This is a genomic window from Cupriavidus sp. 05N40 (assembly GCF_056397305.1).
This window is the reverse complement of the sequence record NZ_JBFTND010000208.1, coordinates 1-12,509: the sequence shown is the minus strand read 5'-3', so window position 1 is coordinate 12,509 and position 12,509 is coordinate 1. Positions and strand designations below refer to the sequence as shown.

The window sequence follows — 12,509 nt, the reverse complement described above, 5'->3', positions numbered from 1 at the left end:
CAGGCAGTGTGTTCGCCATCATAGGTCTGACCCCGAAACCACCGCGACCGGGGCGGGTGGGCAGGGCATGGGAACGGCGCTGGTTTCGTGGTGGGCGCGGTGGCTCCCGCGCGGGAGTACCCGCTGACACCCGCGCCCCGGTCCACCGCGCCCACCACGAAACCACGAGGATGCTATGTCGTGGCCGCTTAAGCCGGTAACGGCAGATGGGCGGACAAGCAGTGTGTTCGCCATCATAGGTCTGACCGCGAAACCACTGCCGCCAGCAAGATCGCAGCCGCCCGCGCCGGTAACGGCAGGATGCAAGCAGAACCACGAGCCCCACGACGAAACCAGCAACACGAGAAACTCCAACGTCTCTGCCCCTGCCGGCCAGGCAGCCCGCTTTCTTTGCCTACTTTCTTTTCGGGGAAAAGAAAGTRGGTCGCTCCGGGGGAGCGAAAGCCGTTGACTTTGACTTTGACTGTGAGGTTGACGTTGACGTTGAAGCACAAGCGCCAACCACAAGACACCAGCGCATCAAACAACACCAGCCATCAACAACCCCATCTCAAAAAGTCGGCAACAACTCCGGCGGATGCGCCCGCAGCTGTGCCCTGGCATCCCGGAACTCAGGAAAGATCGATGCCACCGTATCCCAGAACCTTGGACTGTGGTTCATCTCCTTGAGATGCGCCAGCTCATGCGCAGCCACGTAGTCGATCATCGACAGCGGGAAATGCATCAGCCGCCAGTTCAGGCGGATCTTGCCGTCGGCGGTGCAGCTGCCCCAGCGCGTGGCGGCGGAGGTCAGGGCGAAGGCGTTGTGGCGCACGCCGAGCTTGTTGGCGTAGATATCCAGGCGCTGTGCCAGCAGGCGCCTGGCCTGGCCTTGCAGCCAGCCCTGCACGCGATCCTTGATCTGCTGCTCGTCGGCGTTGGCCGGCAGCGCCAGGTGCAGCGTGCGGGTGTCGGCGTCGAACACCAGGACGCCGGCGGGCGATTCGAGCTTCAGCGTGATGGGCTGGCCCAGGAAGGGCAGGCTGGCGCCTTCGCGCCATTGCACGGTAGGCAGCACGCGGCGGGCTTCGCGGTGCTGCCATTCGCCCAGCTTGTTGAAGATCCAGCGCTGCTTTTCGAAGATGGCGGATTCGATGTCGGCCAGGGTTACCCAGCGTGGCGCGGTGATGGACAGGCCGCGGTCGTCCACGGTGAAGCCGATGGTCCGGCGCGAAGAGCGCTTGAGCGTGTAGTGCACGCTGCGTTCGCCGACCTGCAGGCGGCGAGCGTTGGGTTGCGGCAGCGGCCAGGGCTGCGCGACGGGCAAGAGGGGCTGCGCCGGCGCGAATCCCCCTGGCACCGTGCCGGGCGCCTTGTCCTCGCCGGCAAGGGCGTCGGACAACGGCAGCTCCATCTGGGAACCTGGGGCGTCGGGGGATTGGCGCAGCAATTTCATGCGGGCTCGCGGCTCCGGTAGCTCTCGGCGTCGATTCTACGCATATCTTGCTCGATCCACGCTTCAACCTCTTGATTGAGTTGATCGGCGGTCTTGTTGGCCGAGGGGATCGGCGGGCCGACCGAAACCGTGATGGTGCCCGGATATTTCAGGAACGTATTGCGCGGCCAGAGGCGGCCGGAGTTGACCGCGAGCGGCACCACCCAGGCGCCGGTCTCCACCGCGAGCCGTGCGCCACCGCTCTTGTAGCGGGTCTTTTCCAGGCCCGAGGGCGTGCGCGTGCCTTCCGGGAACATGATGATCCAGGCGCCTTCGGCCAACCGTTCGCGGCCCTGGCGCACGGCCGAGGCAAACGCGCGGGTGCCTTCCTTGCGGTTGATATGCACCATCTTGAGCATGCCGAGGGCCCAGCCGAAGAAGGGCACCATCAGCAGTTCGCGCTTGAACACGAAGCACATCGGCTTGGGCATGGTGGCCACGTAGGCCACGGTTTCCCAGGCCGACTGGTGCTTGGACAGCACTACCACCGGCTTGTCGAGCACGCTGTCGAAGTTCTCGTAGCCTTCGAAGCGGTAGCGGATGCCGCAGATCAGCGCCGCCGCGCCGATCACCAGCCGCGGCCAGCCGCGTACGAAGGCGTAGCGGCGGTTGGCGCTCATGAACGGGAAGGCGATGAAGCACGCGCAGGCGTAAGGCGGCGTCAATACCAGCAGGTACAGCGCGAACAGCAGGGAACGAAGAAAGATCATTGGCGCAGTAAGGGGGGTCAGGAGGCGGCCAGGCGCGGAGCGCCGTCACCGGTGAGCAGCCAGCGCGCGAAGGCGCGCAGGTCATCGTGGACCAGCGTGCCCGCCGGCAGGCCGCCCTTCTCGAAGGTCTTGGCGCCCTTGCCGGTCAGCACCAGGTGCGGAGCGCAGGCCATCGCCACGCCGGCTTGGAGGTCGCGCAGCGAATCGCCCACCAGCGGCACGCCCTTGAGCTCGATGCCGAAGCGGTCCGACAGCTCTTCGAGCATGCCGGGCTTGGGCTTGCGGCAGTCGCAGCCGTCCGCCGCGGTATGCGGGCAGAAGAAGACCGCATCGACGCGCCCGCCGAGATTGGCCAGCGCCTTGTGCATCTTCTCGTGCATGGCGTTGAGCGCGCTCATCTCGAACAGGCCGCGGCCGATGCCGGACTGGTTGCTGACGATCACCACGCGATGGCCGGCCTGGTTGAGCGAGGCGATCGCTTCCAGGCTGCCGTCGATGGCGATCCATTCGTCCGGTGTCTTGATGAACTGGTCGCTGTCGAGGTTGACCACCCCGTCGCGGTCCAGGATGACAAGCTTGGGCGGTGTCTGCGGCATGATGGCCTCCGGGTATGGTGCCGCCGCTTACGCGGCGAGCTTGGAGATGTCGGCCACGCGGTTGGCCAGCACGTGCAGCGAGGCCAGCAATGCCAGCCGGTTGGCGCGCAGCTGCGCATCCTCGGCCATCACCATGACGTCGTTGAAGAAGCGGTCCACTGCGTCGCGCAGCTGCGCCAGGTCGCGCAGCGCGGCGGCGAAGTCGCCGCTGGCGAAGGCGGCTTCCACCTGCGGGCGCACGCTTTCCACGGCGCCGTGCAGCGCGCTTTCGGCGGCTTCCTGCAGCAGCGCCGGCTGCACCTGGCCCACGGGATCGGTGTTCTTGCGCAGGATGTTGGTGATGCGCTTGTTGGCCGCGGCCAGGGCTTCGGCCTCGGGCAGGGCGGCGAAGGTGCGCACGGCTTCCAGGCGCGCCAGGATGTCGTCCAGGCGCTGCGGGCGCTGGCTTACCACCGCTTCGACTTCATTGCTGGTGTAGCCCTTGTCCTTCAGGTAGCCGCGCAGGCGGTCGTAGAGGAAGTCGGCGATGGCGTCCTGCGCCGGCTTGACCGCGGCGATGCCGGCGAAGGACTGCTGTGCGATCTGCAGCAGCGCGTCCACCGACAGCGGCAGCGGCGTCTCCACCAGCATGCGCAGGATGCCCAGCGCATGGCGGCGCAGCGCGAACGGGTCCTTCTCGCCGGTGGGCGACAGGCCGATGCCCCAGATGCCGACCAGCGTCTCGAGCTTGTCGGCCAGTGCCACGGCCAGGCTCACCGCGCCCGCGGGCAGCGCATCGCCGGCAAAGCGCGGGCGATAGTGCTCGGAGCAGGCCAGCGCCACTTCTTCAGCCTCGCTGTCGTGGCGCGCGTAGTAGGTGCCCATGGTGCCCTGCAGCTCGGGGAATTCGCCCACCATGTCGGTCAGCAGGTCGGCCTTGGCCAGCTCGGCGCCGCGCATGGCGGCCGCCTTGTCGACGGCGAGGCCCGCCGCGGCCATGGCATCGGCGATATGGCCGGCAATCTGCTGCAGGCGCTGCACGCGGTCGAGCTGCGTGCCGATCTTGTTGTGGTAGACCACGCTGCCCAGTTGCGGCACGCGCGAGGCCAGGGTCTTCTTGCGGTCCTGGTCGAAGAAGAACTTGGCGTCCGCCAGGCGCGGGCGCACCACGCGCTCGTTGCCGGTGATGATGGACTGCGGCGTGTCGGTGGCCAGGTTGGAGACGATCAGGAAGCGATTGCGCAGGTGGCCGGCGGCGTCGGTCAGGGCGAAGTACTTCTGGTTGGTCTGCATGGTCAGGATCAGGCATTCCTGCGGGACTTCGAGGAAGGCCTCCTCGAAGTGGCAGGGATAGACCACGGGCCATTCGACCAGCGAGTTGACCTCGTCGAGCAGGGCGTCGGGCATGATGACCTGGTCGGCGCCGGCCTGCTCCAGCAGCGTGGTGYGGATGCGCTCGCGGCGCCCGGCGTAGCTGGCCAGCACGCGGCCCTTCGATTCCAGCACGGCGGCGTATTCGCCGGCATGGGCGATCTCGATCTCGCCGTCCGACAGGAAGCGGTGGCCCAGCGTGGTCCGGCCTGCCTGCAGCCCCAGCGCGCTCACCGGCACCACTTCGGCGCCGAGCAGGGCGATCAGGCGGTGCGCGGGGCGCACGAAGTTCACGGTGCTGCCGTCCGGGCGCTGGTAGCTCATCACCTTGGGGATGGGCAGGCGGGCGATGGTGTCGTCGAGCGCGGCCTGCAGGCCTGCCACCAGTTCCGCGCCGCGCGCGGTGTAGCGGTAGAACAAGGCGTCCGCCTTGCCGTCGGAGGCGCGCTCCAGGCCCTGCCAGTCGATCGACTCGACGCCCACCGACTTGGCCAGCGCGGCCAGCTTCTTGGCCAGCGGGGCGGTCGGCTCGCCATTGGCGTCGAGCGCCACGGACAGCGGCAGCACCTTCTCGCGCTGCTCGCGGTCGGGCGCGTTGCGGCGCACGCGGGTCACCTGCGCGGCCAGGCGGCGCGGCGTGGCGAACGCGGTGACGGCGGCGCCGTCATCGAGCAGGCCTTGGCCCGAAAGGCCCGCGAACAGGCCCTGCGCGAAGGCGTCGCCCAGTCGCGCCAGCGCCTTGGGCGGCAGCTCTTCGGTGAACAGCTCGATCAGCAGCGTATCGTTCGAATCGGTCAGGAGTTGCGACATGAATCGTTTCCAGCAAGTTGGGGCACGCGCTGCGCGTCAGCAGCGCGGTGCGGTAGTGGGTTCTACGCCGGACAGCAGCCACAGGCCGTTCTGCTGGCGGAATTGCAGCGTGGTCGCCACGCACTCAGTGTCTGCGCCGGCGGCGCTGCTGCCGCGTGCGCCAGGCGCGCCGGGRGCGGGACGCGGCGCGAAGAAGCGCGCATCGAGCCGGCGCAGGCGCTTGTCGTAGCGGATCTCGTCGATGCGGCCGCTGACCCAGAAATCGATCCTGGGCGGCAGCTGCGCMGCCGAGTAGTAGGTCTTGATCTGGCGCCGCACCCGGCCGTTGACGGTTTCGGTCTCGGTCCAGGTCAGCGGGTAGCGGATTGCGCTCTCGTAGGCGCGCAACGGCACGCGGTGCCAGCCCAGGTCCTTGGAGCCCGACAGGTCGCACGAGAACGTGCGCACCAGCTGGGTCCACTGGTCCAGCGAGTTGTTGGGGCCGAACGCACCATGCCAGTGCCGGTCGATGGCCTGTTGCAGCGCCTGCGGATTGGCCTCGCACACATTGGACAGGTCGGCCGGCAGGTACAGCACCTGCGGGCTGGGCACGGGCACGGCGGCCCTGGCGGCGCCATGCGCGGCCAGGGCCAGCACCGCCAGGGCAGCGCCCCGGCGCAAGGCGCCGCGCGCGGCGCGCGTCATGCGGCAGCCTCGCGCTCGCACATCGGGAAGCCGAGCGCCTCGCGCGATTCGTAATAGGCCTGTGCGACCGAGCGCGACAGGTTGCGGATGCGACCGATGTAGGCGGCGCGCTCGGTGACCGAGATCGCGCCGCGCGCGTCCAGCAGGTTGAAGGTATGCGCGGCCTTGAGCAGCTGCTCGTAGGCCGGCAGCGGCAGGCGCTTGGCGGCCTGCGCGGCGGCGTCTTCCGATGCCTCCTGCTGCCCCTCGACGGTACCCATCAGGCGCTTGGCTTCCGCCTCGTGCTCCGAGAAGTGACGGAACAGGATTTCCGCGTTGCTCTGCTCGAAGTTGTAGGTGGACTGCTCCACTTCGTTCTGGTGGTACACGTCGCCGTAGGTCAGGCGGCGCGTCTTGCCGTTCTCTTCCCACTCGGTCCAGACCAGGTCATAGACGTTCTCGACCTTCTGCAGGTACATCGCCAGGCGCTCGATACCGTAGGTGATCTCGCCGGTGATGGGCTTGCAGTCGATGCCGCCGACCTGCTGGAAGTAGGTGAACTGCGTCACTTCCATGCCATTGAGCCAGACTTCCCAGCCCAGGCCCCAGGCGCCGAGCGTGGGGTTTTCCCAGTCGTCCTCGACAAAGCGGATGTCGTTCTGCTTGAGATCCAGGCCCAGCGCTTCCAGCGAGCCCAGGTACAGCTCCAGGATGTTCTCGGGCGCGGGCTTGAGCACCACCTGGTACTGGTAGTAGTGCTGCAGGCGGTTGGGATTCTCGCCGTAGCGCCCGTCCTTGGGGCGGCGCGACGGCTGCACATAGGCCGCGCGCCAGGGCTCGGGGCCGATTGCGCGCAGGAAGGTGTGCACGTGCGACGTGCCGGCGCCGACCTCCAGATCGATGGGTTGCAGGAGTGCGCAGCCCTGCCGGTCCCAGTAGGCCTGCAGGGTGAGGATCATTTGTTGGAAGGTCAGCATAGGCGAAGACGACGAAGACGAGTAAGGGCCCGCATGTGGTGCTCGATCACGCAGGGCCGGCAGGCAAGGGCGGAGGCCCGGCGGCAAAGCCGCCATGGCGACTCACGGGAATCGTGCCAAACCCTGAATTCTATCGGTTTTTTTTGCCCCGCCCGCCATCGGCACGGCCCTTGCATGTCTCGCGGCACCGGCGCAGCGCTGCGAGGCCGCGAGCGGGTGTCGGTGTTTCGCAACGAATCGGGTAAACACCGAAGCCTCCTAAAGGCCTGGCCGATACTTGTCGTTAGCGTTTTTGTATACAGTATTAGGTAGAGCTGTGCATAACAGCCGAACCGTCCGAATCAATCTATACGGGGGACACCGGTCATGTCGCTTCTTTCTCGCAAGCCCTATATCGTCGCCATCGCCGTGATGATCGCCGCCGCGCTGCTGTCTGCGGTGGCTGGCGTAGCGGCCTAGCCGCGCGCGCGCCGCCGCCAGGCGGCGGCCACCAGCACCAGCAGGCAGCAGGCCAGAGCGGGCACGTTGCCCCAGCGCACGAAGGGGGTGAGTCCCTGCGTGCCCTGCACCGTGGCCGCCAGCGTGCCGACCGTGAAGGTGGGCAGGCGTTCGCTCACCGTGCCATCCGGCCTCACCACGGCGGTCATGCCGGTATTGGTCGCGCGCAGCATCGGCCGGCGCGTTTCAAGTGCGCGCATGCGCGAGATCTGCAGATGCTGGTCCAGCGCGACGGTGTCGCCGAACCAGGCCAGGTTGGTGACGTTGGCCAGGATATTGGCCGGCACCGGCTGGCTGCGCAGGGTTTCGGCGATTTCCTCGCCGAACAGATCCTCGTAGCAGATATTGGGTGCCACCATGATGCCGCGCACCGGCAGCGGCGCCTGGTCCAGTCCGCCGCGGCGGAAATCCCCCAGCGGCATCTTCATCATGTTGACGAACCAGTGGAAGCCGAACGGGATGAACTCGCCGAACGGCACCAGGTGGTGCTTGTTGTAGCGGTAGAGCTGCTTGGTCAGCGGGCCCAGGCCGAACACACTGTTGGTGAAGTCGATCGGCGAATCCGCGCCTGCCGCGCCGAACAGCACGGTGGTGCCGCTGGCGGCGCTGAAATCGCGCAGCGCGATGGCAATGTCTACCGGCAGGTCCTGCAGGATCACCGGGAAGGCTGTCTCCGGCGTGACCACCAGGTCGGCCGGAGCCGCCGTGATGAGGTCGCGGTATAGCTCGATCGAGCGCTGCACGCCGACCGCTTCGAACTTGATGTCCTGCGCCACATTGCCTTGCAGCAGCCGCACCGAGACGGGCTTGCCGGCGGGCGTGGTCCAGGCCACCGGCGCCAGCGCCGCGCCAGCCAGGGGCAGGGCAAATGCGATCGCCAGGGCGATCAGGCCGTTGCGCCGGCTTCCGCGGCCCGCCCCGCGGCCGAAGCCGCGCACCGCCGCCACCAGCAGGGCGGCCACGGCCGCGGCCAGCGCACCGATGCCGTACACGCCCACCAGCGGCGCAAAGCCGGCCAGCGGGCCATCGCTGTGGGCGTAGCCGCTCGACAGCCACGGGAAGCCGGTAAAGATCACGCCGCGCAGCCATTCCGACAAGCCCCACGCCGCGCCGAAAGCCAGCGCGAGCCCCGGCGTGGACGACGAGCGCCGGCGTGCGCCCAGCCAGTGCCAGGCAGYGGCAGCCAGTGCCGGGTAGAGCGATAGAAAGGCGGCGAACAGCAGGACGGCCAGGATCGCCATCCAGGCCGGCATCTCGCCATAGACGTGCATGCTGATATAGAGCCACCACACGCCGGACAGGAACCAGCCCAGGCCGAAGGCGTAGGCGGTGGCGGCGGCGCTGCGCGCGCGCGGCGCGTCGGCGACCAGCGCTACCAGCCCGGCCAGCGACAGCAATTGAAGCCACCACCAGGTGTGCGGCGCGTAGGCCTGGGTATGGGCCACGCCGAGCATGGCGGCAAGCAGCAGGCGCGGCAGGCTGGCGCCGCGCGCGTCGTCGCGGCCGGCGCTTGCCGCGCCGGCATCGGTTGCGAACAGGCGCCTCATGCGCCGTCCACTTCAGGCGGGGCGAGGGCCGCTTCGCGGCGTACCAGCAGCAGGTGCGCCTGGCGGGCGTCGGCGCGCAGCACCTCGAAGCGGATCGGCGGCAACACCACCACCTCGCCGCGATGCGGCACATGGCCGAGGTGATTGCTCAGCAGGCCGCCCACGGTGTCCACGTCCTGGTCGGAGAAATGGGTGCCGAAGGTCTCGTTGAACTGCTCGATCTCGGTCAGGCCGTGCACGCGCCAGCCGCCGTCGGGCAGCTGCACGATGTTGTCGTGGTCCTCGTCGAGGTCGAATTCGTCCTCGATGTCGCCCACGATCTGCTCCAGCACGTCCTCGATGGTGACCAGGCCGGCGACACCGCCGTATTCGTCCACCACCATGGCGATGTGGTTGCGGTTGATGCGGAACTCGCGCAGCAGGATATTGAGGCGCTTCGATTCGGGAATGAAGACCGCCGGGCGCAGGGTCTCGCGCAGGTCGAATTCGTCGTCCGTGTAATAGCGCAGCAGATCCTTGGCCAGCAGGATGCCGATGACGTTGTCGCGGCTGCCTTCGTAGACGGGGAAGCGCGAGTGCGCTGTCTGCCGCATGAAGGGGATGAAGCTCTCCGGCGCATCGGCGATATTGACCATGTCCATCTGGCCGCGCGGCACCATGATGTCGCGCGCGGTCAGCTCGGAGACCTGGAATACGCCCTCGATCATGGAGAGCGAGTCGGCGTCGATCAGGTTGCGGGCGTGTGCGTCCTGCAGCACCGCCAGCAGTTCAACACGGGAATCGGGCTCGGGCGAAATGAAATCCGAAAGCCGTTCGAGCAGGGATCGGGGTCGGTCGGCTGGCTTCGAACTGGGATAAGGGTCGTTCATGGCGCGGCTAGCGCGTGGTGGAGATCGCTCAAAGGATACACCAAAAGAGTTTGCGTTCCGTGACAGCGCAAGGCCGCGCGACGCAGGCATCGCACCGCGCGGCCATGGGCGGGAGGGGCTCAGGCGCCCTTGCCGTGTGCCAGGTAGGGGTCGGCGAAACCGAGCGCCTGAAGCGTCTCGGTCTCGATCGCTTCCATCTCCTCGGCCTCGGCGTCGTCCTCGTGCTCGTAGCCCTGGGCGTGCAGCACGCCATGGACGATGAGATGGGCATAGTGCGCTTCGAGCGACTTCTTCTGCTCGCGTGCTTCCTGCTCCACCACCGGGCAGCACAGCACGATATCGCCGCTGACCGGGTCGGACTCGTGCTCGGCGTAGGCGAAGGTCAGCACATTGGTGGCGTAGTCCTTGCCGCGGTAGCTGCGGTTCAGGCCGCGGCCTTCTTCTTCGCCGACGAAGCGGATGGTCAGGGCGGCGTCGGCATAGAGCGCCGATTTCACCCAGGTCTGCACCTTGCGCTGCGTGGGCAGGCCGCGGCGGCCCTTGATGCCGTCGCCGTACTGCAGCGCCAGTTCCAGCCCGGGCGGCGTGGCGGGCGTGCCGGTGGTGGTGACCACGGGCGTGGCGGTGACAGCCACCGACAGCGCGTCATGGTTGTCCGGGCGCACCAGCAGGCCGGCCTGCTGGCGGTCGTCGGTGTGTTCGGCGAGCAGCGCGAGCACGCCGTCGGCGGCCTGCGAGAGGTCCACGGTGATGCTGCGGCCGTCGGGCAGCTGCACGCGCACGGCGTGGGCCTGCGCCTTGCGCGCGCGCCCGTCGGCGTCGAACAGGATCAGGCTGGCGGGGGCGCTCTTGGCGCTGGTGTTGGTGTTGGCGGTCATTCGGTCAGGCATCCCTGTGCTGGGCATGGTATTCGTCATAGGCATCCACGATGCGCGCCACCAGCGGATGGCGCACCACGTCGATGCTGGTAAAGCGGGTCATGGCGACGCCGCGCACGTCGCGCAGCACATGCTGCGCCTCCACCAGGCCGCTCTTCTGGCCGCGCGGCAGGTCGATCTGCGTGGTGTCGCCGGTGATCACGGCCTTGGCGCCGAAGCCGATCCGCGTCAGGAACATCTTCATCTGCTCCGGCGTGGTGTTCTGGGCTTCGTCCAGGATGATGAAGGCGTGGTTGAGCGTGCGCCCGCGCATATAGGCCAGCGGCGCGATCTCGATCATCTGCCGCTCGAACATCTTCTGCGTGCGGTCGTAGCCGAGCAGGTCGTACAGCGCGTCGTAGAGGGGGCGCAGATAGGGGTCGACCTTCTGCGCCAGGTCGCCCGGCAGGAAGCCCAGCCGCTCGCCGGCCTCCACCGCGGGGCGGGTCAGCACGATGCGCTTGACCGCGTCGCGCTCGAGCGCGTCCACGGCGCAGGCCACCGCCAGGTAGGTCTTGCCGGTGCCGGCCGGGCCGATGCCCAGGGTCAGGTCGTGGCCGAGGATATTGCGCAGGTAGTCGCGCTGCATCGGCGTGCGGCCCTGCAGCCCGGTGCGGCGCGTGTGCAGCACCGGCGAGTTGTCCTCGCCGGGATCGGCTTCGGCGGCGTCGCCGCCGTCCGGCACGTAGGCGCCGTGCGCGGCCGACTGGCGCGCCTCCACCAGGCCGAGCTGCACGTCGTCGATCGACAGCGTGCTGCGGGCCTGGTTATAGAAGCGCTCGAGCGCCGCCGCGGCTTCGCGCGCGTAAGTGCCACGCACCGTCATGCGGTGGCCGCGGCGCTGGATGGTGACGTCCATTGCCTGCTCGATCTGGCGCAGGTTTTCGTCCAGCGGCCCGCACAGGTTCTGCAGGCGGGTGTTGTCGTCCTTGGGGGCGACGAATTCTGCTGATGGGATCTTCATCTGGGAGCGGGGCTTCCGATCGGGGTTTCTTGTTGTCGTTCCGGTCTGCGCCGGCCGGTCTCGGCCTACTGGCGCACCACGATCTCGCCGCGCAGCGAATGCGGGAAGGCCTCGGTGATCGCCACCTCCACCATCTCGCCCACCAGGCGGTCGCGGCTGGCCTGCGGCACGCCGGGCAGCGCGAAGTTCACCACGCGGTTGTTCTCGGTGCGGCCGTGCAGCTCGGTGGGGTCCTTGCGCGCCGGGCCTTCGACCAGGATGCGCTGCACCGAGCCGACCATGCCGCGGCTGATGCGCTGCACGTTTTCTTCGATGGTGGCCTGCAGGTGCTGCAGGCGCCTGAGCTTGACCTCGTGCGGCGTGTCGTCCGACAGGTTGGCCGCCGGCGTGCCGGGGCGCGGGCTGAAGATGAAGGAGAACGAGGTGTCGTAGCCGATCTCCTCGATCATCGCCATCAGCTTGTCGAAGTCCGCGTCGGTCTCGCCGGGGAAGCCGACGATGAAGTCCGACGACAGCGACATGTCGGGGCGGATCGCGCGCAACTTGCGGATGATGCTCTTGTATTCCAGCACGCTGTAGCCGCGCTTCATCGCCATCAGGATGCGGTCCGACGCATGCTGCACCGGCAGGTGCAGGTGATTGACCAGCTTCGGGCAGCGCTCGTACATCTCGATCAGGCGCGAAGTGAATTCCTTCGGGTGGCTGGTGGTGTAGCGGATGCGCTCGATGCCGGGGATCTCGGCCACGTACTCGATCAGCAGCGCGAAGTCGGCGATCTCGCTGGTGCCGCCCATGGCGCCGCGGTAGGCGTTGACGTTCTGGCCCAGCAGCGTGACCTCGCGCACGCCTTGTTCGGCCAGGCCGGCGATCTCCGCCAGCACGTCTTCGAACGGGCGCGAGACTTCCTCGCCTCGGGTGTARGGCACCACGCAGTAGCTGCAGTACTTGGAGCAGCCTTCCATGATCGAGACGAAGGCGCTCGGGCCGTCGACGCGCGCCGGCGGCAGGTAGTCGAATTTCTCGATCTCGGGGAAGGAGATGTCCACCTGCGAGCGGCCGGTCTGGCGGCGGCGGCTGATCATGTCGGGCAGGCGGTGCAGCGTTTGCGGGCCGAACACCACGTCCACGTAGTAG

At 67.9% G+C, this 12,509-nt stretch carries 11 protein-coding genes; all 11 read right to left on the bottom strand.

Annotation, left to right across the window (positions count from 1 at the left end):
- Window positions 1–550 precede the first annotated feature (550 nt).
- Complete coding sequence (locus AC1DO7_RS33665) at window positions 551–1,435, bottom strand: M48 family metallopeptidase (protein WP_441624140.1); 885 nt, start codon at window positions 1,433–1,435, stop codon at window positions 551–553.
- A complete protein-coding gene (locus tag AC1DO7_RS33660) occupies window positions 1,432–2,184 on the bottom strand; it encodes a lysophospholipid acyltransferase family protein (RefSeq protein ID WP_441624138.1) in 753 nt (250 codons plus the stop codon). Before AC1DO7_RS33660 ends, AC1DO7_RS33665 begins: the two co-directional genes overlap by 4 nt.
- A gap of 17 nt (window positions 2,185–2,201) precedes the next feature.
- Entirely contained in the window at window positions 2,202–2,780 is a 579-nt protein-coding gene (gene gmhB, locus AC1DO7_RS33655; protein ID WP_441624136.1) for a D-glycero-beta-D-manno-heptose 1,7-bisphosphate 7-phosphatase, read from the bottom strand.
- 27 nt (window positions 2,781–2,807) lie between these two features.
- Window positions 2,808–4,940 carry a glycine--tRNA ligase subunit beta gene (gene glyS / locus AC1DO7_RS33650; protein ID WP_477117081.1) on the bottom strand — a complete coding sequence of 711 codons (2,133 nt, stop codon included), beginning with the start codon at window positions 4,938–4,940 and terminating at the stop codon, window positions 2,808–2,810.
- A gap of 36 nt (window positions 4,941–4,976) precedes the next feature.
- Window positions 4,977–5,624: a hypothetical protein gene (locus tag AC1DO7_RS33645; RefSeq protein ID WP_441624132.1), complete on the bottom strand. Its 648-nt coding sequence runs from the start codon at window positions 5,622–5,624 to the stop codon at window positions 4,977–4,979.
- Entirely contained in the window at window positions 5,621–6,580 is a 960-nt protein-coding gene (glyQ, locus tag AC1DO7_RS33640; RefSeq protein WP_441624130.1) for a glycine--tRNA ligase subunit alpha, read from the bottom strand. Before glyQ ends, AC1DO7_RS33645 begins: the two co-directional genes overlap by 4 nt.
- Window positions 6,581–7,035: 455 nt before the next feature.
- The gene (gene lnt / locus AC1DO7_RS33635) at window positions 7,036–8,625 is read right to left on the bottom strand and encodes an apolipoprotein N-acyltransferase (protein ID WP_477117080.1); all 1,590 of its coding nucleotides are present in this window, start codon (window positions 8,623–8,625) and stop codon (window positions 7,036–7,038) included.
- On the bottom strand, window positions 8,622–9,494 hold the full coding sequence (locus tag AC1DO7_RS33630) for an HlyC/CorC family transporter (protein WP_441624126.1): 873 nt from the start codon (window positions 9,492–9,494) through the stop codon (window positions 8,622–8,624). Before AC1DO7_RS33630 ends, lnt begins: the two co-directional genes overlap by 4 nt.
- 119 nt (window positions 9,495–9,613) lie before the next feature.
- On the bottom strand, window positions 9,614–10,372 hold the full coding sequence (gene ybeY, locus AC1DO7_RS33625) for an rRNA maturation RNase YbeY (RefSeq protein ID WP_441624124.1): 759 nt from the start codon (window positions 10,370–10,372) through the stop codon (window positions 9,614–9,616).
- A gap of 4 nt (window positions 10,373–10,376) precedes the next feature.
- Complete coding sequence (locus tag AC1DO7_RS33620; protein WP_441624123.1) at window positions 10,377–11,375, bottom strand: PhoH family protein; 999 nt, start codon at window positions 11,373–11,375, stop codon at window positions 10,377–10,379.
- Between the two features lie 65 nt (window positions 11,376–11,440).
- The coding region (gene miaB / locus AC1DO7_RS33615) for a tRNA (N6-isopentenyl adenosine(37)-C2)-methylthiotransferase MiaB (protein WP_477117079.1) at window positions 11,441–12,509 on the bottom strand (1,069 nt) is incomplete at its 5' end.

Excerpts from the sequence above, each read along its gene's own strand:
- AC1DO7_RS33620 (WP_441624123.1), bottom strand. The coding sequence starts at position 11,375 with ATGAAGATCCCATCAGCAGAATTCGTCGCCCCCAAGGACGACAACACC.
- gmhB (WP_441624136.1), bottom strand. The coding sequence starts at position 2,780 with ATGCCGCAGACACCGCCCAAGCTTGTCATCCTGGACCGCGACGGGGTG.
- glyQ (WP_441624130.1), bottom strand. The coding sequence starts at position 6,580 with ATGCTGACCTTCCAACAAATGATCCTCACCCTGCAGGCCTACTGGGAC.
- ybeY (WP_441624124.1), bottom strand. The coding sequence starts at position 10,372 with ATGACCGCCAACACCAACACCAGCGCCAAGAGCGCCCCCGCCAGCCTG.
- AC1DO7_RS33665 (WP_441624140.1), bottom strand. The coding sequence starts at position 1,435 with ATGAAATTGCTGCGCCAATCCCCCGACGCCCCAGGTTCCCAGATGGAG.
- AC1DO7_RS33660 (WP_441624138.1), bottom strand. The coding sequence starts at position 2,184 with ATGATCTTTCTTCGTTCCCTGCTGTTCGCGCTGTACCTGCTGGTATTG.
- AC1DO7_RS33630 (WP_441624126.1), bottom strand. The coding sequence starts at position 9,494 with ATGAACGACCCTTATCCCAGTTCGAAGCCAGCCGACCGACCCCGATCC.